The sequence below is a fragment of the Citrobacter sp. CK195 genome, assembly GCF_030333365.1.
In the GTDB taxonomy this organism is placed as follows: domain Bacteria; phylum Pseudomonadota; class Gammaproteobacteria; order Enterobacterales; family Enterobacteriaceae; genus Citrobacter_B; species Citrobacter_B koseri.
Genome location: NZ_JAOWGB010000022.1, coordinates 410,062 through 434,782 on the forward strand (window position 1 = coordinate 410,062; position 24,721 = coordinate 434,782).

Below are 24,721 nucleotides of genomic sequence, written 5' to 3' on the forward strand. Positions count from 1 at the left end.
TAAACAGACCGCAAAGACCGTTTTTTTACATGGACAGCACGACAGGAGGTTTATCAATGCTTATTTTTATCCCTATTCTCATTTTCGTGGCGTTGGTGATAGTCGGCGCAGGCGTCAAAATTGTCCCACAGGGATACCAGTGGACCGTGGAGCGTTTTGGCCGTTACACCAAAACCCTGCAACCAGGCCTGAGCCTGGTGGTGCCGTTTATGGACAGAATTGGTCGCAAGATCAACATGATGGAACAGGTACTCGATATCCCGTCGCAGGAGGTTATCTCAAAAGATAACGCCAACGTCACCATTGACGCAGTGTGCTTTATTCAGGTTATCGACGCTCCGCGCGCGGCCTATGAAGTCAGCAATCTTGAGCTGGCCATTATCAACCTCACCATGACCAACATCCGTACCGTACTGGGGTCAATGGAGCTGGATGAAATGCTTTCCCAGCGCGACAGCATCAACACGCGCCTGCTGCACATTGTCGATGAGGCCACCAATCCCTGGGGCGTCAAGGTTACGCGTATTGAGATCCGCGATGTTCGTCCACCGGCGGAATTGATTTCATCCATGAACGCCCAGATGAAAGCAGAACGTACCAAACGCGCCTACATTCTGGAGGCGGAAGGGGTGCGCCAGGCTGAAATTCTGAAAGCTGAGGGTGAAAAACAGTCGCAGATCCTGAAAGCGGAAGGCGAACGCCAGTCTGCCTTCTTACAGGCTGAAGCGCGTGAACGTTCCGCCGAAGCGGAAGCCCGCGCCACCCAGATGGTCTCTGAAGCGATCGCCGCCGGGGATATTCAGGCGGTGAACTACTTCGTGGCGCAGAAATACACCGAAGCGTTGCAGCAGATTGGTTCGTCGGGCAACAGTAAGGTTGTCATGATGCCGCTGGACGCCAGCAGTCTGATGGGCTCCATTGCCGGGATCACCGAACTTATCAAGGACAGCACCAGCGAACGGAACAAATCATGATAGCGATGATTCTGGTTCACCCGCATATTTTCTGGCTGAGTCTTGGTGGGCTACTGCTGGCCGCCGAGATGCTGGGAGGGAACGGCTACCTGCTGTGGAGCGGTGTCGCCGCCGTGATTACTGGCCTGGTGGTCTGGCTGGTGCCACTCGGCTGGGAGTGGCAAGGCGTTATGTTCGCCGTATTGACGCTGCTGGCGGCCTGGCTGTGGTGGAAGTGGCTGGCACGGCGCGTGCGTGAGCAAAAACCGGCTGACAGTCACCTCAATCAACGCGGGAAACAGCTGGTAGGCCACCGCTTTATTCTGGAAACCGCGCTGGTCAACGGACGCGGCCACATGCGCGTCGGCGACAGCTCCTGGCCCGTCAGCGCCGACGCGGATCTGAGCGCCGGAACGCAGGTGGAGGTGATTGCCATCGAAGGGATAACGTTGCGCATTAAGGCCGTGTGATCAACGGCGGGCTTTACCTTTGTGATGACAGCAGCCGGAAAGATTATCAATGATCGGGCAATCGGCGCTGTCATTACCCGGGCATGACTCCGCCAGGGTCAGTAATTGCGTGCGCATAGCCTGCAATTCGCTGATGTGGCGTTCAATCTCAGCGACCTTTTCCAGCGTACGTTTTTTCACATCTGCGCTATGGCGCCCCGGATCGTTAAACAAATTCACCAGTTCACCGCACTCTTCCAGGTTAAAACCGACCTGACGCGCCTGACGCAACAGCGTTAACTCGTTTAAATGCTGCTGGCTGTAAGTGCGGTATCCGTTTTCACTGCGCAGCGGCGGCGTCACCAGCCCTTTCTCTTCATAAAATCGAATAGCCTTGCTGGTTAAGCCTGTTTTTTTCGCAACATCGCTAATATTCACATCTCCCCCCCCGCAGAGCATGTTGATGCCGAAGCTCATTATAACCCACATCGCCCCCATGCTATCACGGGGTGGAATGCCCCTGGCGCCTGTGCAATAAATCCTTAGCAATCCTACTGTTATGTGCGATCTCGCTCACACTTATGGTTGTCTTGCTTGCAACATATTGATACAGATCAAAGGTGCATTAATTATACACCTTTCAACCTTGAACTTGTGGATACATCTTCTATATAAACGCGAATGATAATGATGATCATTTACATACTCATAAAGGTTCTCACATGTTGCCACGGATTAGCCAACGGCCATTTATTCTTTCGGCCCTGACATTATGCGTTTCAGGTGCTGTTTCAGCAGCCACGACAACTACAGCACAACATCATAAAGTATCGGATGACGACACGTTAATCGTCACCGCTAACCGCTCAGAAAGTAGCCTTTGGGAAAGCCCGGCCACGATTCAGGTTATCGACCGCCAGGCCATACAGAATTCCACCAGCGTGTCGATTGCGGACGATCTACAGGACATCCCCGGCGTTGAGGTTACTGATAACTCTCTGGCAGGACGCAAACAGATCCGCATTCGCGGCGAAGCCTCTTCACGCGTATTAATTTTGATTGACGGCCAGGTCGTCAGCTATCAGCGCGCCGGGCAAAACTACGGCGCCGGCTTGCTCATTGATGAATCGTCGCTTGAGCGTATTGAAATCGTTAAAGGCCCCTACTCGGTGCTCTATGGCTCGCAGGCCATTGGCGGCGTGGTGAACTTTATTACGAAAAAAGGCGGCGATAAGCCGCTCGGCGGAAGCGTCAAAGCCGTTTACAACTCCGCGACCGCAGGCTGGGAGGAGTCGGCCGCCGCCTGGGGCAGCATCGGCAACTTTGACTACCGCATTAACGGCAGTTATTCCGATCAGGGCAACCGCGACACGCCTGACGGCAGATTGCCCAACACCAATTTCCGCAACAACAGCCAGGGCGTCTGGCTTGGCTACAATCTCGATCGCCATAAATTTGGACTATCACTCGATCGCTACAAAACGTCTACCCAAACCTGGATTAGCGATGCGGATAACCAGTATGACGAATTCAGCGTCCGTATTCCGAAACTGGAACGCGAAAAGGTCGGCGTTTTCTATGACTATGATGCCGATGGCGATTACCTGAAAAAAATCCACCTCGACGCTTACAGCCAGACCATTGAGCGTAAATTTGAGAATCGGGTAAAAACCACCCAGGTAATCCCAAGCCCGATGATTCAGGCGCTGACAGTCAGCAATCAGACCAACACCAATGATAAACAGTACACGCAGGGTGTGACGTTACAGAGCAACTTCTCACTGCCAGCAAACAACGAGCTGGTTATCGGGACGCAGTATCAGCACGACAAAGTGAAGCAGGACACCAATAGCAGCACGCGTCAGACAGCGGCAACCGGCGTCTTCGATATCCAGACCAATACCCTGTCACATATTGAGGCTGAACAAGGTAACGCCTCAATATTTGCGCAAAACGACTGGCGTTTTGCCGATGACTGGACCTGGACCGTCGGCGCACGTCAGTACTGGCTCTCTTCTAAACTGAACCGTAGCGACAGTCTGAGCGGCACAACCTGGCAGTCATCCGGTGGAAAGTCAGCGCATGACGATGAGTTAGTCACCTCAACCAGCCTGCGTTACTCCGGTTTTGATAATCTTGAGCTACGCGCAGCCTATGCTCAGGGATATGTCTTCCCGACGCTGGTTCAGTTGTTTATGCAAACGTCTGCGGGCGGCAGAATCACCTATGGCAATCCTGACCTGAAGGCTGAGCACTCCAATAACTATGAGCTGGGTGCGCGTTACAAAGGCAATATGTGGCTGATTGACGGGGCGATTTACTACTCCGAAGCCAAAGACTATATCGCCAGTCTCGCCTGTTCAGGGCAAGCAATTTGTAATGGCAGCAGCACCTCATCCTACTACTACGACAACATCGACCGCGCCAAAACCTGGGGGATGGAGTTGACGGCGGAATACAACGCCTGGGCCGTATCGCCTTATCTGAGCGGCAACCTGATTCGTCGTCAGTATGAAGGCGACGTGCAGAAAACCTGGGATACCGGCGAACCGATGCTGACAGGCCGCGCAGGTCTGAAACACACGCTGCTACTCAATGCCGCGAATATCACTTCCGATCTCTTCATCCGTGCGGCATCCAGCGCCAAAGACAACACGGGAGAGACTGAAATTCGCTATCCGGGCTGGGCGACGCTTAACCTCGCCTTTAATACTGAGTTTGGTCCGCAGGATCAGTATCAGGTCAATCTGGCGCTGAACAACCTGACCGATAAACGTTATCAGACCGCTCATGAATCTATTCCAGCGGCGGGCTTTAACGCAGCGATTGGTTTTGCGTGGAATTTCTGACGATGAAGAGACTTGTCATTGGCTTGCTGGCGCTGGTTAGCGCCTTCAGCGTGCAGGCGGCCGAACGACTGGTGGTGGCGGGCGGCTCTCTCAGCGAGCTTATTTTTGCGATGGGCATCGGCGATCGCGTTGTCGGGGTGGATGAAACCACCTCTTATCCCCCCGAAACCGCTGCACTGCCGCATATTGGCTACTGGAAACAACTGAACAGTGAAGGCATTTTATCGCTGCGCCCGGACAGCTTTATTACCTGGCAGGACGCAGGTCCGCATATTGTGCTGGAGCAGTTGCGCACCCAAAAAGTCAACGTTGTCACCCTGCCGCGCGTTCCGGCCACCGTTGACCAGATGTATGCCAATATTCATGCCCTGGCGAACACACTCCAGGTTCCTGAGCAGGGCGACGCGCTGGTTAACCACATTCGCCAGCGACTGGATCGTGTGCAGGACAGCGTGAAGGCGAAAGGCGCGCCGGTTAAGGCGATGTTTATTCTTTCTGCGGGGGGCAGCGCCCCGCAGATCGCCGGTAAGGGCAGCGTCGCTGACGCGATTCTGACCCTCGCAGGCGCGCAGAATGTCGCCCAGCATGCGCAATATAAAAGTTACAGCGCGGAATCGCTGATTGCGGCAAATCCGCAGGTGATTGTTGTGACATCACAGATGGTCGAGGGCGACATCAATCGCCTGCGCGCCATTGCCGGTATCACCCATACCTCCGCCTGGAAAAATCAGCGGATCGTCGCCATTGATCAGGCGTTGATTCTGGGGATGGGTCCCCGCGTCGCTGACGCCGTTGAAACTCTGCACCAGCAACTCTGGCCTCATTAAATGGATTTGGCATTACAATTATGAATACTCAACACACGCTGGATCTCACTCCACATTTCGCGCTGGAGGGGAACCAGCCCTTTAAGGATCGTCGGGCCACAATGCCGTGGCGTGGTGCGATTCCTGTTGCAAAAGAGCAATTGTCGCAAACCTGGCAGAACGTCATCAGCCAGACCGTTCCACCGCGCAAAAGACTGGTGTATTTACATATCCCTTTTTGCGCAACCCACTGTACTTTCTGCGGTTTTTATCAGAACCGCTTTGAAGAGGATCATTGCGCACGCTATACCGACGCTCTGCTACGTGAAATAGAGATGGAAGCCGACAGCACGCTGCACCAGTCAGCGCCCATTCATGCGGTGTATTTCGGCGGCGGAACGCCATCTGCGCTGTCGGCCAGGGATCTGGCCAGGATCATCACCACGCTGCGTGAAAAACTGCCGCTGGCGCCGGATTGCGAAATCACTATCGAAGGTCGGGTGCTCAACTTTGATGATGCCCGTGTTGATGCCTGTCTTGATGCGGGCGCCAATCGGTTTTCTATCGGCATTCAGTCTTTCAACAGCAAGATCCGCAAGAAAATGGCGCGCACCTCGGACGGCCCAACCGCCATCGCCTTTATGAACGGCCTGGTGCGGCGGGATCGCGCCGCCGTGGTGTGCGATCTGCTGTTCGGCCTGCCCGGTCAGGATGCCGCCCTGTGGGGTGAAGATCTGGCGATAGCCCGCGATATCGGGCTGGATGGGATCGATCTGTATGCGCTGAATTTGCTTCCCAATACGCCGCTCGGTAAAGCGGTTGAAAGTGGCCGGACGACCGTTCCTTCCCCCTCAGCGCGTCGCGACCTCTACCTTCAGGGCTGCGATTTTATGGAGAGCGCGGGCTGGCGCTGCATCAGCAACAGCCACTGGGCGCGTACCACCCGAGAACGCAACCTGTACAATCTGCTGATCAAGCAAGGCGCTGACTGCCTCGCCTTCGGCTCCGGCGCAGGCGGTTCGGTCAACGGCTACTCCTGGATGGTGGAGAGAAACCTTTCCACCTGGCATGAAACTATAGCCGCCGGGAAAAAGCCGTTAATGATGATGATGCGTACCGCCGAACGCGGCTTTCAGTGGCGCCATACGTTACAGGCGGGGATTGAAACGGCGCGCGTACCGCTTGATGAGCTGACGCCTCACGCGGAGCAACTGATTCCGTTACTGACCCAATGGCACAACGCGGGGCTGACCCGCGATGCGTCAACCTGCCTGCGTCTGACCAACGAAGGACGCTTCTGGGCAAGCAATATTTTGCAGTCTCTTGACGAGCTGATTCAGGAACTTAACGCACCGCGCATCGCGGTAGATAAACCATAAAAGGAGTAACTTATGAGCCATGTCTCTTTACAGGATTTTTTGCGCACTGAGCCGGACGGAACGCTGGAAGCGATCGCCGCACAGTACAACACCACGCTTTTAGACGTAGTCAAAAACCTGCCCTCTCATACCCTGGTCAGCGGCGATAAATTCGATACCGTCTGGGACACCGTCAGCGAATGGGGCAAAGTCACAACCCTGGTGCACACCGCCGATGTCATTCTCGAATTTACCGGTGAACTGCCCTCCGGCTTCCATCGTCACGGTTATTTCAATCTGCGCGGTAAAAAAGGCATGACCGGCCATATCAAAGCGGAAAACTGCACGCACATCGCCTTAGTGGAACGCAAGTTTATGGGCATGGACACTGCGTCTATTCTGTTCCTCAACCAGGCGGGCAGCGCCATGTTTAAAGTCTTCCTCGGTCGCGACGAGCATCGTCAGCTACTGGGCGAACAGGTTGACGCCTTCCGCACACTGGCCTCCTCTCTGAAGGAAAACACCTGATGACGCCGTGGTTACTTTTCGGTGCCGGCGGTACAGGCGTGGGTGCCAGAACGCTTGAACTCGCGCTGGCGCAACAGCGCCCGGTCGTTGCCGTGATTCGTCACCCGGAAACCGCGGCCCTTTTGCAAAGCAAAGGCGTTCAGGTATTTATTGGCGATGCCTGCGACGCAAGCGTCGTGTCCTGCGCCTGCCATGCCGCAGGGCCGGAGGCGCTTGTCATTTCATCAATGGGGGGAAACCAGGATTATCTGGCGCACAGAACCGTTATTGATGAAGCCGAAAAAGTGGGCATCAAACGCATGATTCTGGTGACGTCGCTGGGATGCGGCGACAGTTGGGCATTTTTATCCCCTCGCGCGAAAGCCGCATTCGGCCAGGCCGTGCGGGAAAAAACGCTGGCGGAAAGTTGGCTGCAAACCAGTCAGCTGGATTATGCCATCCTGCGGCCAGGCGGTTTACTGAATGGCGATGCGACAGGTAAAGCGCAGCGCTACCAGGGACAGGAGTGCCACGGGTTTGTGATGCGTGCGGATGTCGCCGCCCATATTCATGAACTGGCCTGCGCGCCTGCGCTTAACAATCAGATCTACAGTCTGGTTGAGCCTGAACTAAAGCCGGTGTGATCCCCTCGCGGCGCGGACATCCGCGCCGCAATGACGTTATGGAGATTCGAGTGTTCAAGGATTCACTCTCTTCCCTCAGTGTATTGACGGGGCTTTCACTCTTGCTGATCGCACTGGTGCTGTTCGGCGCCAGCCAGGGGGCGCTGAACATCAGCTTCAGCGCGCTGTTTAACGAAGAGTACCGGGATATCTGGCTGAACATCCGTTTGCCCCGCGTTCTGTTGGCCGTGCTGGTTGGCGGCGCGCTGGCGACAGCGGGCGTGATCATGCAGGGACTTTTTCGCAACCCGATGGCCGATCCGGGGTTGCTCGGCGTCAGCAGCGGCTCCGCGTTAATGGTCGGCGTCGCGATCGTTTTCCCTCTTTCGTTGCCCGTCGTTCTGGCGCTCTATGAACAGATGATCTTTGCCGTCGCCGGCAGCGTGGTGGTCTGCGCGGTTATTTTTCTGATCAGTCTGCGCCACGCTCACGGCGGCATGATGCAACTGCTGCTGGCCGGGATTGCGATTAATGCGCTGTGCGGGGCGGCTATCGGCATACTGAGCTATGTTGGCGACGAACAGCAATTACGTCAGTTGACGCTATGGATGATGGGCAGCCTCGGTCAGGCGCAGTGGCCGACGCTACTGGTGGCCAGTTCGTTCGCGCTGCCCGCCATCGCCGCCACCGCCTGTCTTTCCGGGACGCTGAACCTGCTGCAATTAGGGGATGAAGAGGCGCACTATTTGGGGGTAAACGTAAAGCGTAAACGTCAGCAGCTGTTGTTGCTCAGCTCCCTGCTGGTGGGCGCTGCCGTTTCGGTAAGCGGCGTGATTGGCTTTATCGGTCTGGTGGTTCCCCATTTAATTCGCATGATCATCGGCGCAGACCATCGCTGGCTCATTCCCTGCTCTACACTTGCAGGGGCATGTTTGCTCCTGGTTGCCGACACGCTGGCACGCACGCTGGTACAGCCTGCGGAGATGCCGGTCGGCCTTCTGACCAGCCTGATTGGCGGCCCCTGGTTCCTGTGGCTCATTCTGAACAGCCGGAGGGTGGTATGATTGATGCCCAAAATCTGGTTTACAGCATTCATGGACGCCGTTTAACGGACAATGTTTCGCTGACTCTGCCTGGTGGTGAAATCGTCGCTATTTTAGGGCCGAATGGTGCCGGGAAATCCACGCTGCTGCGCCAGCTTACCGGGTATCTGAAGCCCGACTCTGGTCGCTGTACGCTTCTGGGCAAGCCGCTGACCGAATGGCCGCTAACGGAACTGGCGAAGACCCGCGCGGTGATGCGCCAGAACAGCCACATGGCGTTCCCGTTCAGCGTTCGGGAAGTCATTCGCATGGGCAGGCACCCTCATCGGACGCATAATCTACGCGATGAAACCGAGCACATCATGGCGTTGTGCGATTGCAGCCAGCTGGCCTCGCGTGATTACCGGCAGTTGTCGGGCGGCGAACAGCAGCGGGTACAGCTGGCGCGCCTGCTGGTTCAGCTCTGGGAACCCGAGCCCTCGCCCAAATGGCTGTTTCTGGATGAACCCACCTCCGCGCTGGATATTCACCACCAGCAGCATCTTTTCCGTCTGCTGCGCCAACTGGTGCGTGAACGACAGTTCAACGTCTGCTGCGTGCTGCACGATCTCAATCTTGCCGCACGCTATGCCGACCGGGTGGTGCTGATGGCAAACGGCCGCCTTATTGATAACGGCAGGCCGCTGGAGGTGCTGAAACAACAGGCGCTGAAAACGCTTTACGGCGCGGATATCACGGTTTTAAACGATCCATCAAATCTCTCACCGCTGATCGTCCTCGATCGGTAAAACTTGCGGAGCATCGAATGCTGATGCTCCATTTTCTGTAACAATTGCCTGTTATAAGTGATCGCTTTCTCAATTCTGACTCTTTCAACTGGTCATTCTACGCGGGTAGATTTATTAATCTGCGGTAAAAATATAATATCTACGCGAGTAGAACGTGAAGAGTATAAACCTGCGACTTATGTCGACAGCTAACTTCAAGGAGTTCTTATGAACACGCATTCATCCTCTGTTCCCCTGACGGACGGCCAACAGGCAGCTCAGGAACGACTGGAAACCCCCGAGGGGCGCCGCGAATTCTGGCGAGCGACATTTTCCTGCTGGTTAGGCACGACAATGGAATATGCCGATTTTGCGCTGTATGGCCTCGCCGCAGGCATTATCTTTGGCGACGTCTTTTTTCCTGAAGCCACACCAGTTATGGCGCTACTTTCCAGCTTCGCCGCCTATTCCGTCGGGTTTATAGCACGCCCCATCGGCGCGCTGTTGTTCGGCTGGATAGGCGACCGTCATGGCCGGAAGACTGTCATGGTTATCACTATCGGGTTAATGGGCATGTCGACCATGTTGATCGGTTTAATTCCCAGCTACGCCCAGATTGGCGTTTGGGCGCCGGTATGCCTGGTCATCTTACGATTTTCCCAGGGGCTGGGCGCCGGGGCAGAGCTTTCAGGCGGCACCGTCATGCTCGGTGAATATGCCCCAGTTAAGCATCGCGGACTGGTCTCCTCGATTATCGCTCTGGGCTCAAATAGCGGAACATTGCTGGCTTCTTTAGTCTGGCTCATCGTACTGCAAATGGATAAAGACGCCTTGCTTAGCTGGGGATGGCGCATCCCTTTTCTTTGCAGCTTCCTCATCGCCGCCGCAGCACTGTTTATTCGCCGCCATATGCGTGAAACGCCCGTCTTTGAGCGTCAAAAAGCACTCCTGCAAGCCGAGCGAGAGAACGCGCTTCGCCAGGGTCAGGAGATGCAACAGTATGACACCCGTAGCTTCTGGCAACGCACCAGAGCGTTCTGGACCATGGTCGGATTACGCATCGGCGAAAATGGCCCCTCCTATCTGGCCCAGGGATTCATCATTGGCTATGTTGCCAAAGTGCTGATGGTTGATAAATCTGTCCCCACTGTTGCGGTATTTATCGCCTCTATTCTGGGATTTGCCATTATTCCGCTGGCGGGTTGGCTTTCTGACCGGTTTGGTAGACGTATCACTTACCGTTGGTTCTGTCTGCTACTGATTCTGTACGCATTTCCGGCATTCATGCTGCTGGATTCTCGTGAACCGTGGATTGTTATCCCGACGATCATTACCGGAATGGGGCTCGCTTCACTGGGCATTTTCGGTGTTCAGGCTGCATGGGGCGTTGAGCTTTTCGGTGTGACCAACCGTTATACTAAAATGGCTTTCGCAAAAGAGCTGGGGTCCATTATGTCTGGCGGTACGGCGCCACTTGTCGCCTCGGCGCTGCTCTCATTTTACGGACACTGGTGGCCTATCGCCGTCTATTTCACCCTGATGGCCGCAATTGGGCTGGTGACGACTTTCTTCGCGCCAGAGACTCGTGGGCGGGATCTCAACTTGCCCGAGGATGCAATTTGAGGCCAGAGAACGTGAGTTGCGCGTTCTTTACCAAAGATTTTTGGGTCATAACGCCTTATGCTGTCAGGAAAAAAGATCACTCTGAACTCAATCAGGTAGGTGCCTTGTGACCCAATCACATTCACAACGCGTAACACGTTCTGATGTTGCAAAAGAAGCGGGAACATCTGTCGCTGTTGTCAGTTACGTTATTAATAACGGTCCGCGCCCCGTCGCCGAAGCGACCCGACAGCGCGTATTGCAGGCCATAAAAAAAACCGGTTATCGACCTAATGGTATAGCGCGCGCCCTGGCTTCAGGCAGCACGCAAACCTATGGACTCATTGCGCCAGACATCTCTAACCCGTTTATCGCCTCAATGGCGCATGCCCTGCAACGTGAAGCATTTTCTGATGGGAAAGTGCTCCTGCTGGGCGATGCGGGCGACAACAGCGGACGTGAGCGTGAACTGATCAACAATATGCTACACCGTCAGGTCGACGGGCTTATCTATACCAGTGTTGACCGGCATCCCTATATTGAGCTGATTCAGGAGAGCGGAACCCCCTGCGTCATGCTGGACCGCGTGGACCCTGGGTTGAATGTCAGTGTTATTCAGGTAGATGAACAACTGGCGGCCTGGCAGGTGACGAAGCATCTGATTGATCACGGTTACCGCGATATTGGCATTATTTGTGGTCCGCGTGAAATGTTGAACACCCAGGATCGTATCCGGGGATGGCAGCTAGCGCTGGAAGAGTCATCGCTAATTATCAACCCCTCCTGGATCTTTTCGACTAACTATACCCGCGCCGGAGGTTACGAGGCGACAAAACGCATGTTGCAAGGTAAACCACCGCGCGCGCTGTTCGCAACCAATGAACAGCAGGCGCTTGGCTGTTTACGCGCTCTGGCAGAACAAGGATTACGCGTTCCACAGGATGTGGCGCTGGTCTGCTTTAACGCAACACAAGAATCGGCTTACAACGTACCTTCCCTGACCGCCGTCCGACAGCCTGTCGACAAAATGGCTCGTGCGGCAATTGATATGTTGAAAAACTGGGATGGAGAAGTTCGCCGCGTTGAATTTGAGTTTTTTTTACGAGTGGGAGAGTCGTGTGGCTGCCAGGGACATGAAGTACAACCTGAAACCAGATAAAAATAAATCTATGCGCGTGATTATCGACTGCGATCCGGGTAATGGCATTCCCGGCGCCAATATCGATGACGGCCTCGCGCTGGCACTCGCCATTGCCGCGCCGCAAATCTCTCTGGAGATGATCACAACGGTGGCTGGTAATACACCGGTAGAAATCGGATATGCAGTAGCCAAAGACTTCGTCCAACAATTAGGTGTACCCGTTTCTGTCTACCGTGGCGCCGCACGCGCGCTCAGAGAAGATCCGCAGCCCTGGCGGGAAAAGCTTGATCATGGTGTAGACCAATATGGCTTACGCCAACTCTGGGCTGATGTCCCCGTTCCGCAGGCATACCAGGCCACGAAGCCTCTTGCGCCTGAGGCGATAGGTGAGCTGATATGCAATAACCCCGGTGAGATAACGCTGGTTGCAACAGGCCCACTCACCAACGTCGCCATTGCTCTACAGCTCTATCCGCAGCTCGTTCATACGGTGAAGAATATCGTGATCATGGGCGGAGTATTCAATGTTCCTGGCTACCTGAAAGACACTAATTTTGGCCTTGATCCAGAAGCAGCTCATGCCGTACTCACCAGCGGTGCGCCGGTCACATTGGTTCCGATGGATGTCACGACAAAAACCCAAATGCTTCATACCGATTTGGATCGTCTGGCTGCGGCAGAAAACGTTCTTGGTCGCTATCTGGAGAAAACCATTCGCCCGTGGATCACCTACTCTATGCAGACCCGCAATCTGCCTGGCTGCTGGATCCACGATGTTCTGACGATCGCCTGGTTGCTTGATCCCTCGCTCGCCGCAACGACAGAAGACTTTCTGGACGTCTCGCTTGAAGGCCTTACTCGTGGTATGACCTGTCGTTATGGACGTGACACATTACGCCTGGATGTGGGAATACCCGAGCCCAAAGGCGCGATGATAAAAATTCTACAGACTATCGATAACCATCAACTTCTTTCGCTGATTGAACACTACATCCATCGCTACGGCGCATAGCGATGCTGCACAGAAAAAGAAGATATTCGCGCAGTGTGTAAGGTTATGTTTTTCTGGAGGAAAAATGAATACGTTAGCACTCATCCTCTCTGGTGAAGGAGAACCAATTTTAATTACATTATGCAAAATTTGCGTCGCTTTTTTCCTGGGAGGAATCATCGGGCTTGAAAGAGAATCAAAGGGAAAGCCTGTCGGGTTTAAAACATGTGTGATTATTTCAGTAGCCAGTTGTGCCCTGACCATTGTTTCGATTCAATCAGCGGAGTATTACGCTGAGATTTCAATGAATATCCGTAGCGATCCTATGCGCCTGGCCGCACAAATCATCAGTGGCGTGGGTTTTCTCGGTGCCGGGGTTATCCTCCATCGCCATGATGATGCGATATCCGGGCTAACAACCGCAGCCATCGTCTGGGCTTCTGCTGGCATAGGAATTACCAGCGGAGCCGGTTTTTATCTTCATGCCCTGCTTGCCACAGGGTTATTTCTGCTGGCTATAAAGCTCAGTTATTTTGTGATCTTTTTACAAACAAAAAACCAGCTCCCCGGCAAAGTAAAAATCCGCATTATTCTTGACGAAAAATCAGGGCTACAAACGCTGGTAGAAAGTATTAATCAGCAAAAAAGCATTATTGAGACCATTACTATCCGCGATGTAAAAAAGGGAAAAATAGAGGTCAACCTTAAGGTTGTGATCAGAAAAAAAATAACCTTGCCCGAACTGTACAGCAACCTTTCTACGCTCGAACACGTCTGCGCTATCGCGCTGGAACACTGAAAAACACGAGTATAAAACAAACTTCTTGACCTTCCCCTTGATGGAAGGTTTACCCTTTATCACAGTCAGTTAATCCTGTCATAAAGGAGTGTGTTATGTCTCAAACTATCGACCTGACCCTGGACGGTCTGTCCTGTGGCCACTGCGTCAAACGCGTGAAAGAAAGTCTTGAACAACGTCCTGACGTTGAACAGGCAGACGTCACGGTAACTGAAGCGCACGTTACCGGCAGCGCCAGTGCCGAAGCGCTTATTGAAACCATTAAACAAGCCGGTTACGGCGCGGAGTTAAGCCACCCAAAGGCTAAACCGCTGGCGGAGTCATCAATCCCGTCGGAAGCACTGACAGCGGTTCCCCCTGAGCTTCCGGCAGCGACGGCCGATGATGATGAAAGCCAACAGCTGCTGTTAAGCGGCATGAGCTGCGCCAGCTGTGTTTCCCGGGTGCAAAACGCGTTGCAAAGCGTACCGGGCGTCACACAGGCACGGGTAAACCTGGCGGAACGCACTGCGCTGGTAATGGGCAGCGCGTCCGCCGCAGATTTAGTGCAGGCGGTAGAGAAAGCAGGCTACGGCGCAGAAGCGATCGAAGATGACGTTAAACGCCGCGAACGCCAGCAGGAAACCGCACTCGCCACCATGAAACGCTTCCGCTGGCAGGCGATTGTCGCGCTGCTGGTCGGCGTGCCGGTGATGGTCTGGGGGATGCTCGGCGACAACATGATGGTCACCGCCGATAACCGCAGCCTGTGGCTGGCAATCGGCCTGGCGACCCTTGCCGTGATGGTTTTTGCGGGTGGACACTTTTACCGCAGCGCATGGAAAAGCCTGATGAACGGCACCGCCACGATGGATACGCTGGTGGCGCTCGGCACCGGGGTGGCCTGGCTCTACTCGATGAGCGTCAACCTGTGGCCACAGTGGTTCCCGATGGAAGCGCGCCATCTCTATTATGAAGCCAGTGCGATGATCATCGGTCTGATCAACCTCGGACACATGCTGGAAGCCCGCGCGCGTCAGCGCTCTTCTAAGGCGCTGGAAAAATTGCTCGACTTAACCCCGCCGACGGCGCGCGTGGTCACTGATGACGGTGAAAAAAGCGTACCTCTGGCGGATGTACAGCCGGGTATGTTGCTGCGTCTGACCACCGGCGACCGTGTGCCGGTAGACGGTGAAATCACTCAGGGCGAAGCCTGGCTGGATGAAGCGATGCTCACCGGCGAACCGATCCCGCAGCAGAAAGGCGAAGGCGACAGCGTTCACGCCGGAACCGTGGTGCAGGACGGCAGCGTGCTGTTTCGCGCAAGCGCAGTCGGCAGCCATACCACCCTGTCGCGCATTATTCGCATGGTGCGCCAGGCACAGAGCAGCAAACCGGAAATCGGTCAGCTTGCCGATAAAATCTCCTCGGTGTTCGTGCCAGTCGTGGTGGTAATTGCCCTGGTGAGCGCAGGTATCTGGTATGTCTTTGGGCCAGCGCCGCAAATTGTTTACACGCTGGTGATCGCCACCACAGTCCTGATTATCGCCTGTCCGTGTGCGCTGGGTCTGGCAACACCGATGTCGATTATCTCGGGCGTCGGGCGAGCAGCTGAATTTGGCGTCCTGGTACGCGACGCCGACGCGCTGCAACGCGCCAGCACGCTGGACACCGTGATATTTGATAAAACCGGTACGCTGACGGAAGGTAAACCGCAGGTCGTCGCCATCAGGACATTTGGCGATACCAATGAGGCGAGCGCCTTACGTCTGGCGGCCGCGCTGGAACAAGGCTCCAGCCACCCGCTGGCGCACGCTATCCTGGAAAAAGCCGCCGACGCCGCCCTGCCTCAGGTGAATAACTTTCGGACGCTACGTGGCTTAGGCGTTAGCGGCGAAGCGGACGGGCATACGTTGCTGTTAGGCAATCAGGCGCTGCTGAATGAACAACAGGTTGTCACGACCGCAATGGACGCTGAAATTTCAGCACAGGCTTCTCAGGGGGCAACGCCCGTATTGTTGGCGATTGACGGAAAAGCTGCGGCGCTGCTGGCGATCCGCGATCCGCTGCGCAGCGACAGCGTCGCAGCGCTTCAGCGCCTGCACCGCGCCGGGTATCGTCTGGTGATGTTAACCGGGGATAACCCGACCACCGCCAACGCCATTGCCAAAGAAGCCGGGATTGATGAGGTGATCGCGGGCGTGCTGCCGGACGGTAAAGCCGATGCGATTAAACGTCTGCAAAGTCAGGGGCGTCAGGTCGCAATGGTCGGCGATGGCATCAACGACGCACCGGCGCTGGCGCAGGCGGATGTCGGCATCGCGATGGGCGGCGGCAGCGACGTGGCGATTGAAACTGCGGCGATAACCCTGATGCGCCATAGCCTGATGGGCGTAGCTGACGCGCTGGCCATCTCACGGGCGACCCTGCGAAACATGAAGCAGAACCTGCTCGGCGCGTTTATCTATAACAGCATCGGCATCCCCGTTGCCGCCGGGATTCTGTGGCCGTTCACCGGCACACTGCTTAACCCGGTTGTGGCAGGCGCGGCAATGGCGCTTTCCTCAATTACTGTGGTGAGCAACGCCAACCGGTTGTTGCGCTTTAAACCAAAAGAGTAAGGCGCCTTATCGCCGGGTGGAGCTAACGCTTATCCGGCCTACGCAGCACTCTCATCGTAGGCCGGATAAGATGCTTTTGCGTCGCCATCCGGCATTTCACGCATTGCACCTTCCAGAGCCACACGCTAGCATGGTTTTCCACTAAGGGAGGGCGTATGGATCTGTTATACCGGGTAAAAGCGTTATGGGCTGCACTGCGCGGCAACCATTATACCTGGCCTGCCATCGACATCATGTTACCCGGCGATCGCTGTTTTCATCTTGTGGGCAGTATTCACATGGGAACGCGCGATATGGCCCCCCTTCCGGCAAAACTGCTTAAAAAGCTCAGGCAGGCGGACGCGCTGATTGTTGAAGCCGATGTTTCAGGCAACGATTCGCCTTTTACCGACCTGCCTGCCTTTGCCGACCTGGATGAGCGAATTAGCGACGAGTTACGTCAGCGCCTGCATAAAATCACCCATGAACTGGGCATTTCCCCTTCTCTCTTTTCGACCCAGCCGTTATGGCAAATCGCCATGATATTGCAGGCGACTCAGGCGCAACAACTGGGGCTGCGACCGGAATACGGTATTGATTACCAGTTGCTGAAAACGGCAAAACAGGCGCAAAAACCGATCATCGAACTGGAAGGCGCTTCCAGCCAGATCGATCTGCTGTGCCGGCTCCCTGATAACGGACTGGCGCTACTGGATGATACCCTGACGCACTGGCATACCAACGCCAGACTGCTGCAACAGATGATGAGCTGGTGGCTGAAATCGCCCCCGCAGAATAATGCTATTTCGTTGCCGAATACCTTCAGTCAGTCGCTGTATGATGTGCTGATGCATCAGCGAAATGTCGCCTGGCGGGAACGTCTGCATGCCATGCCGCCGGGTCGGTACGTCGTGGCGGTCGGCGCGCTTCATCTTTACGGGGAAGGCAATTTGCCTGCGCTAATGCGTTAAAAAAATGGCCAATATTTCTATTGGCCCGTCAAAGAGGAATTTCATCGTTATTATTATGCCAGGACGTAGCGCCCTGGTTATGTCGATTGTCGCTCAAAGTCACCATCCTGCCAATACTATTGCGCAAGATGGTACTATTTTTTAGACCACCATCAGGCGTATGCTTTAAGGGTATTTTGTCTGGGCCAGGAATAATTGCTATGACACCCGCCGTAAAATTACTCGAAAAAAACAACATTACTTTTCAGATCCACGCCTACGATCACGATCCGTCAGAAACCAATTTTGGCGATGAAGTGGTGCGCAAATTAGGCCTGAATCCTGATCAGGTTTACAAGACGCTGCTGGTTGCCGTAAACGGCGATATGAAGCACCTGGCGGTCGCGGTAACGCCCGTTGCCGGACAGTTGGATTTGAAAAAAGTAGCGAAAGCGCTGGGGGCTAAAAAGGTCGATATGGCCGATCCGATGGTCGCCCAACGGACGACAGGTTATCTGGTCGGCGGCATCAGCCCGCTGGGGCAGAAAAAACGGCTGCCGACGCTGATTGACGCGCCGGCCCAAACGTTTGCCACCATTTATGTTTCCGGCGGCAAACGCGGGCTGGACATCGAGCTGGCGGCGGGCGATTTAGCCAAAATTCTGGATGCGAAATTCGCCGATATCGCTCGCCGGGATTAAGCGATTTTAGAATGATAGCCTGATGGCGCTACGCTTATCAGGCCTACAAACCGCATTGACCCGTACCGGCACTACGCCTTATTACTGCCAGCTGACTTCGCCCTTCGGCTCATACGCGCTGGCATCCAGCGGTGAGTTCTTCTGCACGTACTCTTTCAGCACTTCCGCATCAATAAACCCGGTATTCACGTATCCCGGTTTATTATCAATTTGCGGATACCCGTCGCCGCCCGTCGCATTGAAGCTCAGCGTCGCCATCCGGTAGGTTTTCGCCGGATCAACAGGCTCGTCTTTAATTTTCAGGTCATTAAGTTTGCCGTCTTTCGCCACAAAACTGACGTTCGCAAACTGCGGATACGCCCCGGAATCCGGCTTCATCTGCGCGACGGCGGTCAGGTAATCAATTACTTCTTTACCGCTCATGTCAACATAGACCACAACGTTGCCAAACGGCTGCACCTTGAGCACGCTTTTATAGGTAATGTTGCCGCCTTCAATCGAGTCGCGAATCCCCCCGCCGCTCATCACGCCGAAATCGGCGCTGGTGCGCGCGATTTGCGCGGCCAGAATCAGATGGCCCATATTAGTCTGCACAAAGCGAACTTTGTTGCGATCCCCTTCAAGACGACCATTGACGCTGCCAATCTTCACGTCCAGTTGCGCTTTACCTTTGTTCTGGAATGGCGTCAGAAGCGAGAGCATTTGCTGATTTTCTGAAATTTCCGGGGTGTAAAGTACGCGCTCACTTTTCCCGTTATCCCAGGTGACTTTCTTCTTCAGGTTTACCGGAATGAGCTGATAGTTGACCATTTTCATCTCGCCGTTACGGAACTCAAAGTCCGCGCGGCCAACGTATTTCCCCCACTCATGCGCCTGCACAATCCAGATGCCGTTCTGCTTATCCGGCGCGCAAGGCGTACCCGGCACATAATCAACCTGCTTTTTGTTTTCAGACGCCATGCACACCGGGTCCTGTGAGTGACCACCCACAATCATCGCCAGCGAGCCTTTTGGCAGACTACGCGCCATTTCAACATCGCCCGGCGCGTTCGAACCGTGATCGCCGTTGTCATAGTGCCCCATGTGGGTAGTGGCGATAATGATGTCCGGCTTTTCATTCACTTGCAGTTCCTGAATCACCACCTTCGCCTCTTCGGCCGGTTTACGGAACTCGATATCGGTGAAGAATTCCGGGTTACCGATCTTCGCCGTGTCGTCCGTCGTCAATCCGAGGACGGCGATTTTCAGATCCTGGCGTTTAAAAATAGCCCAGGGCTTGAACAGGCGTTCTCCGGTACTCTTTTGGTAGATATTGGCGGAGAGGAAGGGGAATTTAGCCCACTTTTCCTGCTGACGCAGCACGCTAAGCGGATTATCAAACTCATGATTACCGACGGCCATCGCATCGTAGCCAATCAGGTTCATACCACGAAAGTCAGGTTCCGCGTCCTGCAAGTCGGATTCCGGTACGCCAGTGTTAATGTCGCCGCCGGAAAGCAGCAGCACGCTGCCGCCTTCAGCCGCAACCTCTTTGCGAATGCCGTCCACCAGCGTTTTTTGCGCCGATAAACCGTACTCGCCGTATTCGCTGCGCCAGAAATGGCCGTGGTGATCGTTAGTATGCAGAATGGTGATTTTATAGGTTTTATCTTTTTCATAAGCCTGAACAGGCTGGCTTGCCAGCGTAAACGCGGCAAACAATGCCAGCGCCACACCCCGTTTCAAAAATTTCATGCTTCTCTCCCTGACTCAATATCAACCGCTGAAATTACAATGATCTGAAATAATAGTCGAAAATGTTTTCAGAATTGAGACTTCCTTCAAACACCGTCCACAGGTATGTTAGTCGAGTAATAATTACAAATTCGATTATCCCCAACATCGCAAACAAAACAGAAGTGACATTCTATGGCAATGAGTGAACCAACCCAGCCGTTAGCGGGCGCCTCTGCTGCGGCGACTAAAGCACGCACCTCGTTTGGCATCTTAGGCGCGATCAGCCTGTCTCATTTGTTGAACGATATGATCCAGTCGCTAATTTTAGCGATTTACCCGCTGCTGCAATCAGAGTTTTCCCTGACCTTTATGCAGATAGGGATGATTACCCTGACCTTCCAGCTCGCCTCCTCCCTGCTCCAGCCGGTCGTCGGATACTGGACGGATAAATATCCCATGCCGTGGTCGCTCCCCATTGGGATGTGCTTTACGCTGAGCGGTCTGGTACTGCTGGCGCTGGCGGGCAGTTTTGGCGCCGTGCTGCTGGCGGCGGCGCTGGTCGGCACCGGTTCTTCGGTGTTTCATCCAGAATCTTCCCGCGTGGCGCGTATGGCCTCCGGCGGACGCCACGGGCTGGCGCAATCCATCTTCCAGGTTGGCGGCAACTTCGGCAGTTCGCTGGGGCCGCTACTGGCTGCTGTCATCATCGCGCCATATGGCAAAGGTAATGTGGCCTGGTTTGTACTGGCCGCGTTGCTGGCCATTATTGTGCTGGCGCAGATCAGCCGCTGGTATGCCGCGCAACACCGGATAAGTAAAGGAAAACCGAAGGCGACCATCGTCAATCCGCTGCCGCGCAATAAAGTGATACTCGCCGTTAGCGTGCTGTTAGTCCTGATTTTCTCCAAATACTTCTATATGGCGAGCATCAGCAGCTATTACACCTTTTATCTGATGCAAAAATTCGGATTATCGGTACAAAACGCACAGTTTCATCTGTTTGCCTTCCTGTTTGCCGTTGCGGCTGGAACGGTAATCGGCGGGCCTCTGGGGGATAAAATAGGCCGAAAATATGTTATTTGGGGCTCAATTCTGGGTGTAGCGCCGTTTACTCTCGTTTTACCCTATGCAACCCTGCACTGGACGGGGATTTTAACCGTGATAATTGGTTTTATCCTCGCATCGGCCTTTTCTGCCATCCTGGTGTATGCGCAGGAACTGCTTCCGGGGCGTATCGGTATGGTTTCTGGGCTCTTTTTCGGTTTCGCGTTCGGTATGGGAGGCCTTGGCGCTGCGGTATTAGGCCTGCTCGCCGACCACACCAGTATTGATTTGGTCTACAAAATATGTGCTTTCCTGCCACTTCTGGGGATACTGACCATATTCTTGCCTGACAACCGACATAAAGCCTGATTTTCCTGCGGCCAAAGGTAAACTTTGGTCGCACTCTCTTCCAGTCACCGTAAGCCTTTAGCTCACAGACACCCCGCCAGTTTTCCAATCCGTGCCTTTTTTATTCTAAATTCCACTTTTCATCAAATTTCAACAATTATTCATAAACATAAACATCGAAATTGTCATAAACTATTACCTGGAATTTTGGTTTCTCTGGCGCCATCGTTTGTGAGGCTGTGCGAGCGATGACGCCAGGGCGACCAAAAATGGATCAACATAACGACCAAAGGAGACGGAATGCATCACGCCACCCCGCTTATTACCACCATTGTTGGCGGCCTCGTGCTCGCTTTTATACTCGGCATGCTTGCCAATAAACTGCGTATTTCTCCTCTGGTGGGATATCTGTTAGCGGGCGTTCTTGCGGGGCCATTTACTCCGGGTTTTGTCGCGGATACCAAACTTGCGCCTGAACTGGCGGAGCTTGGCGTAATCCTGCTGATGTTCGGCGTCGGGTTGCACTTTTCATTGAAGGATCTGATGGCGGTAAAGGCCATCGCCATTCCCGGCGCGATCGCCCAGATAGCCGTGGCGACGTTGCTGGGTATGGCGCTTTCAGCGGTGTTGGGCTGGTCGCTCATGACCGGTATCGTCTTCGGGTTATGTCTTTCAACCGCCAGTACCGTGGTGCTGCTGCGCGCGCTTGAAGAGAGACAGCTTATTGACAGTCAGCGCGGGCAAATCGCCATCGGCTGGCTGATTGTGGAAGATCTGGTGATGGTTCTGACGCTGGTTCTTCTGCCCGCCGTGGCGGGAATGCTGGAAAAAGGCGATGTCGGCTTCGCGTCGCTGGCAGTTGATATGGGCATCACCATTGGTAAAGTGGTGGCGTTTATCGCCATTATGATGCTGGTTGGGCGCCGTCTGGTGCCGTGGATTATGGCGCGCAGCGCCGCTACCGGCTCCCGTGAACTGTTTACCCTTTCCGTGCTGGCGCTGGCGCTGGGCATCGCCTTTGGCGCCGTCGAGCTGTTCGATGTCTCCTTTGCGCTGGGCGCTTTCTTTGCCGGGATGGTGCTAAACGAATCAGAATTGAGCCACCGCGCCGCGCACGATACGCTGCCGCTTCGCGACGCCTTTGCGGTCCTGTTCTTTGTCTCCGTCGGGATGCTGTTTGACCCGTTAATCCTGATTCAACAGCCGATGGCGGTACTGGCTACGCTGGCCATTATTATCTTCGGTAAATCGGTTGCCGCTTTCTTCCTGGTTCGCCTGTTCGGGCACTCGCCGCGCACCGCGCTGACCATCGCCGCCAGCCTGGCGCAGATTGGTGAATTTGCCTTTATTCTGGCAGGTCTGGGCATGGCATTGGATCTGCTGCCGCAGGCAGGGCAGAACCTGGTGCTGGCGGGCGCGATTCTGTCGATTATGCTCAACCCGGTGCTGTTTGCGCTGTTAGAGAAATACCTCGCCAAAACGGAAACGCTGGAAGAGCAGACGCTGGAAGAAGCGATCGAAGAAGAGAAGCAGATTCCGGTGGATATCTGCAACCACGCGCTGCTGGTCGGTTTTGGCCGCGTCGGTAGCCTGCTGGGCGAAAAACTGATGGCGGCAGGCATTCCGCTGGTAGTCATTGAAACTTCACGTACCCGCGTGGATGAGCTGCGTGAACGCGGTATTCGCGCCGTACTGGGGAATGCCGCTAACGAAGAGATCATGAATCTGGCGCATCTGGACTGCGCTCGCTGGCTGTTGCTGACCATTCCAAACGGTTACGAAGCCGGTGAAATCGTGGCCTCCGCCCGCGAGAAATGCCCGCACATTGAGATTATCGCACGCGCGCATTATGACGATGAGGTGGAATACATCACAGAGCGCGGAGCGAATCAGGTGGTGATGGGCGAGCGTGAAATTGCCCGCACCATGCTGGAGCTACTGGAAACCCCGCCCGCAGGCGAAGTGGTGACGGGTTAAACGGTGTGATGCCGGATGGCGGTGTAATCACCTTATCCGGCCTACGATTTTCTTGTAGGCCCGATAAGCGCAGCGCCATCAGGCAATAACTCAGCGATCCCAGTAAGACTCTTCGAGGCTGTCTTCCCGTTCCGGCAGACCGCGCGTCAACCGCGGGGAATGCTGGTTCAATACCTGATAACTCACACGGTTCGCATACTTACACACCTGCGCCAAAGACGAATAGGTCAGCCAGGTGAATTTATGCTTGCTGGAGTTAGGCACATTGGTGCGGTGATAATTATTGGCGGTAATATCATGTAACAGCGCCGCCAGCGCGCCGTCTCCCGCGCCATTGGTGTTCATGATTTTTTCCGGCCCGCCCATGTACGGGGCGATGTGCGAGTAGACCCGCAGCGGATGGAGACAATCTTTATGCCGCATCGCACGGCTGAACTCATACTGATTAAACTCGGCAATCGCCCCCGGCAGCAGCGGGTGCTGGGTTTTGCGTTTCGCTTCATCTTCGGTAAAGCCCGCCATATACAACCCAATCGGCCCGGCGGTACACAGCACCAAATCCACCCAGTCCAGCGCCTTATCAGACGCCAGCAGCGGATCGTTCTCGCCGGTTAGCGCTTCCGCCTCTTCTTCATTCATCGCCAGAATGGAGACATGCTCTTTGAGGAACGCCTGCCACCACTGCGGATTATCGGCGATAACAAACTTCGTCCCCAGGGTCAGCACCACCGGCACATTATGCTTTTTCGCGTACTCAATGGCTTTCATGGTCGCTTCCGGCATCGGCTCGCCCGGTTTACAGCGCACCAGATAGGAGGTCAGCACCAGCGCAGATGCGCCCGCAATCACCGATTCCGGGATGCTCTCCGCCCGAAGCTGGTTCATGTGGCCGGGACTGATGGCGAAGGTACGCTCGCCGGATTCGCCAATCAGCGTAAAGCAGCGGCCAATGGGGCCATCAACCCCTTGCAGGTGGTTGAGGTCGGTACGGCTCGATGTGTTACATAAATAGCGATAGGCGTAGCTGCCAATCTCAATGTTGCTGCACATCACGCCCAGCAGAACGGAGCGATCGTCCGCCAGCACCGAGTAGTTGTGCATGGTGTTACCAATGGTGCCACCGGCAAACTGGTGGGTGATCAGGTTTTCACGCACCAGCTCCTGATACAACGCTTCTGCGACATCATCCTCAATCACCAGAGAATGCCCGGCGCTCAATCCATAACGTTTCACAAAGTCATCATCGACTTTCGCTTCAATATCCACCAGCGTCTGATCGATACCAACCACCCATGACGCGCTGGTTTCATTTTCAGCCTGAATTTGTTGCAACAGCGGGTCACGGGCATTAACGGGGAAATAGTGTTTGGATTTACGTTTACCGGGAAATTTCATGATTGTGTTTACAGGTGGATAACTGAGCGGTGCATGGTAGCACATTCCCCCCTGCCCGCGCGACGAGGCGCGGAGTTTCAATATCGGACGGTGAGATCGCAGTTTATTGGCGATCGCTTTCTA

The 24,721-nt window shown here is 54.7% G+C and carries 21 protein-coding genes; 18 read left to right on the forward strand and 3 right to left on the reverse strand.

The window, feature by feature from the left end:
• Positions 1-56: 56 nt before the first annotated feature.
• Positions 57-974, forward strand: a complete 918-nt coding sequence (locus OGX93_RS06875; RefSeq protein WP_012133477.1) for an SPFH domain-containing protein — start codon at positions 57-59, stop codon at positions 972-974.
• On the forward strand, positions 971-1,423 hold the full coding sequence (locus OGX93_RS06880) for an NfeD family protein (protein WP_047458358.1): 453 nt from the start codon (positions 971-973) through the stop codon (positions 1,421-1,423). The genes OGX93_RS06875 and OGX93_RS06880 overlap by 4 nt, the downstream gene beginning before the upstream one ends.
• On the opposite strand, the gene cueR is transcribed toward OGX93_RS06880, so the two are convergent.
• Entirely contained in the window at positions 1,424-1,840 is a 417-nt protein-coding gene (gene cueR, locus OGX93_RS06885; RefSeq protein WP_104869161.1) for a Cu(I)-responsive transcriptional regulator, read from the reverse strand.
• 284 nt (positions 1,841-2,124) lie between these two features.
• Here cueR and OGX93_RS06890 point away from each other — a divergent pair, with 284 nt between their 5' ends.
• The 14 genes from OGX93_RS06890 (at position 2,125) to ybaK (ending at position 18,118) form a co-directional block, all read left to right on the forward strand.
• The gene (locus OGX93_RS06890; RefSeq protein WP_012133480.1) at positions 2,125-4,251 is read left to right on the forward strand and encodes a TonB-dependent receptor; all 2,127 of its coding nucleotides are present in this window, start codon (positions 2,125-2,127) and stop codon (positions 4,249-4,251) included.
• Positions 4,252-4,253: 2 nt separating this feature from the next.
• Positions 4,254-5,078, forward strand: coding sequence for a heme/hemin ABC transporter substrate-binding protein (locus OGX93_RS06895; RefSeq protein WP_049010046.1), 825 nt, complete (start codon positions 4,254-4,256; stop codon positions 5,076-5,078).
• Positions 5,079-5,098: 20 nt separating this feature from the next.
• Positions 5,099-6,436 carry a heme anaerobic degradation radical SAM methyltransferase ChuW/HutW gene (gene hutW / locus OGX93_RS06900; protein ID WP_049010050.1) on the forward strand — a complete coding sequence of 446 codons (1,338 nt, stop codon included), beginning with the start codon at positions 5,099-5,101 and terminating at the stop codon, positions 6,434-6,436.
• Positions 6,437-6,448: 12 nt separating this feature from the next.
• Positions 6,449-6,943: a heme utilization cystosolic carrier protein HutX gene (gene hutX / locus OGX93_RS06905; protein ID WP_275055194.1), complete on the forward strand. Its 495-nt coding sequence runs from the start codon at positions 6,449-6,451 to the stop codon at positions 6,941-6,943.
• Positions 6,943-7,566, forward strand: coding sequence for an anaerobilin reductase (chuY, locus tag OGX93_RS06910; RefSeq protein ID WP_012133484.1), 624 nt, complete (start codon positions 6,943-6,945; stop codon positions 7,564-7,566). The genes hutX and chuY overlap by 1 nt, the downstream gene beginning before the upstream one ends.
• 50 nt (positions 7,567-7,616) lie before the next feature.
• Positions 7,617-8,609 carry a FecCD family ABC transporter permease gene (locus tag OGX93_RS06915; RefSeq protein WP_230032201.1) on the forward strand — a complete coding sequence of 331 codons (993 nt, stop codon included), beginning with the start codon at positions 7,617-7,619 and terminating at the stop codon, positions 8,607-8,609.
• The gene (locus OGX93_RS06920) at positions 8,606-9,376 is read left to right on the forward strand and encodes a heme ABC transporter ATP-binding protein (protein WP_275055196.1); all 771 of its coding nucleotides are present in this window, start codon (positions 8,606-8,608) and stop codon (positions 9,374-9,376) included. Before OGX93_RS06915 ends, OGX93_RS06920 begins: the two co-directional genes overlap by 4 nt.
• A 207-nt stretch (positions 9,377-9,583) precedes the next feature.
• The gene (locus OGX93_RS06925) at positions 9,584-10,978 is read left to right on the forward strand and encodes an MFS transporter (RefSeq protein ID WP_024130581.1); all 1,395 of its coding nucleotides are present in this window, start codon (positions 9,584-9,586) and stop codon (positions 10,976-10,978) included.
• A gap of 106 nt (positions 10,979-11,084) precedes the next feature.
• Positions 11,085-12,116 carry a LacI family DNA-binding transcriptional regulator gene (locus tag OGX93_RS06930; RefSeq protein ID WP_024130582.1) on the forward strand — a complete coding sequence of 344 codons (1,032 nt, stop codon included), beginning with the start codon at positions 11,085-11,087 and terminating at the stop codon, positions 12,114-12,116.
• Between the two features lie 10 nt (positions 12,117-12,126).
• On the forward strand, positions 12,127-13,110 hold the full coding sequence (locus OGX93_RS06935; protein WP_407057072.1) for a nucleoside hydrolase: 984 nt from the start codon (positions 12,127-12,129) through the stop codon (positions 13,108-13,110).
• A gap of 64 nt (positions 13,111-13,174) precedes the next feature.
• Positions 13,175-13,888, forward strand: a complete 714-nt coding sequence (locus tag OGX93_RS06940) for an MgtC/SapB family protein (protein ID WP_047458375.1) — start codon at positions 13,175-13,177, stop codon at positions 13,886-13,888.
• 95 nt (positions 13,889-13,983) lie between these two features.
• A complete protein-coding gene (gene copA, locus OGX93_RS06945) occupies positions 13,984-16,488 on the forward strand; it encodes a copper-exporting P-type ATPase CopA (RefSeq protein ID WP_286449417.1) in 2,505 nt (834 codons plus the stop codon).
• Positions 16,489-16,643: 155 nt separating this feature from the next.
• Positions 16,644-17,438, forward strand: coding sequence for a TraB/GumN family protein (locus OGX93_RS06950; RefSeq protein ID WP_286449416.1), 795 nt, complete (start codon positions 16,644-16,646; stop codon positions 17,436-17,438).
• 200 nt (positions 17,439-17,638) lie between these two features.
• Entirely contained in the window at positions 17,639-18,118 is a 480-nt protein-coding gene (ybaK, locus tag OGX93_RS06955; RefSeq protein ID WP_012133493.1) for a Cys-tRNA(Pro)/Cys-tRNA(Cys) deacylase YbaK, read from the forward strand.
• An 81-nt stretch (positions 18,119-18,199) separates the two neighbouring features.
• Here ybaK and ushA read toward each other — a convergent pair whose 3' ends face one another.
• Positions 18,200-19,852 carry a bifunctional UDP-sugar hydrolase/5'-nucleotidase UshA gene (ushA, locus tag OGX93_RS06960; protein WP_110494581.1) on the reverse strand — a complete coding sequence of 551 codons (1,653 nt, stop codon included), beginning with the start codon at positions 19,850-19,852 and terminating at the stop codon, positions 18,200-18,202.
• Positions 19,853-20,026: 174 nt separating this feature from the next.
• Between ushA and fsr the strand changes: the two genes are divergently transcribed.
• The gene (gene fsr / locus OGX93_RS06965; RefSeq protein ID WP_012133495.1) at positions 20,027-21,247 is read left to right on the forward strand and encodes a fosmidomycin MFS transporter; all 1,221 of its coding nucleotides are present in this window, start codon (positions 20,027-20,029) and stop codon (positions 21,245-21,247) included.
• Between the two features lie 279 nt (positions 21,248-21,526).
• A complete protein-coding gene (gene ybaL, locus OGX93_RS06970) occupies positions 21,527-23,203 on the forward strand; it encodes a YbaL family putative K(+) efflux transporter (RefSeq protein ID WP_012133496.1) in 1,677 nt (558 codons plus the stop codon).
• Between the two features lie 90 nt (positions 23,204-23,293).
• On the opposite strand, the gene gsk is transcribed toward ybaL, so the two are convergent.
• Entirely contained in the window at positions 23,294-24,598 is a 1,305-nt protein-coding gene (gene gsk / locus OGX93_RS06975; protein ID WP_047458391.1) for an inosine/guanosine kinase, read from the reverse strand.
• Positions 24,599-24,721 lie beyond the last annotated feature (123 nt).

Coding starts and splice junctions, on each gene's coding strand:
- OGX93_RS06895 (WP_049010046.1), top strand. CDS start 4,254: ATGAAGAGACTTGTCATTGGCTTGCTGGCGCTGGTTAGCGCCTTCAGC.
- OGX93_RS06925 (WP_024130581.1), top strand. CDS start 9,584: ATGAACACGCATTCATCCTCTGTTCCCCTGACGGACGGCCAACAGGCA.
- OGX93_RS06920 (WP_275055196.1), top strand. CDS start 8,606: ATGATTGATGCCCAAAATCTGGTTTACAGCATTCATGGACGCCGTTTA.
- hutX (WP_275055194.1), top strand. CDS start 6,449: ATGAGCCATGTCTCTTTACAGGATTTTTTGCGCACTGAGCCGGACGGA.
- OGX93_RS06950 (WP_286449416.1), top strand. CDS start 16,644: ATGGATCTGTTATACCGGGTAAAAGCGTTATGGGCTGCACTGCGCGGC.
- OGX93_RS06875 (WP_012133477.1), top strand. CDS start 57: ATGCTTATTTTTATCCCTATTCTCATTTTCGTGGCGTTGGTGATAGTC.
- copA (WP_286449417.1), top strand. CDS start 13,984: ATGTCTCAAACTATCGACCTGACCCTGGACGGTCTGTCCTGTGGCCAC.
- ybaK (WP_012133493.1), top strand. CDS start 17,639: ATGACACCCGCCGTAAAATTACTCGAAAAAAACAACATTACTTTTCAG.
- ybaL (WP_012133496.1), top strand. CDS start 21,527: ATGCATCACGCCACCCCGCTTATTACCACCATTGTTGGCGGCCTCGTG.
- chuY (WP_012133484.1), top strand. CDS start 6,943: ATGACGCCGTGGTTACTTTTCGGTGCCGGCGGTACAGGCGTGGGTGCC.
- OGX93_RS06890 (WP_012133480.1), top strand. CDS start 2,125: ATGTTGCCACGGATTAGCCAACGGCCATTTATTCTTTCGGCCCTGACA.
- fsr (WP_012133495.1), top strand. CDS start 20,027: ATGGCAATGAGTGAACCAACCCAGCCGTTAGCGGGCGCCTCTGCTGCG.
- OGX93_RS06940 (WP_047458375.1), top strand. CDS start 13,175: ATGAATACGTTAGCACTCATCCTCTCTGGTGAAGGAGAACCAATTTTA.
- ushA (WP_110494581.1), bottom strand. CDS start 19,852: ATGAAATTTTTGAAACGGGGTGTGGCGCTGGCATTGTTTGCCGCGTTT.
- OGX93_RS06880 (WP_047458358.1), top strand. CDS start 971: ATGATAGCGATGATTCTGGTTCACCCGCATATTTTCTGGCTGAGTCTT.
- hutW (WP_049010050.1), top strand. CDS start 5,099: ATGAATACTCAACACACGCTGGATCTCACTCCACATTTCGCGCTGGAG.
- OGX93_RS06935 (WP_407057072.1), top strand. CDS start 12,127: ATGCGCGTGATTATCGACTGCGATCCGGGTAATGGCATTCCCGGCGCC.
- gsk (WP_047458391.1), bottom strand. CDS start 24,598: ATGAAATTTCCCGGTAAACGTAAATCCAAACACTATTTCCCCGTTAAT.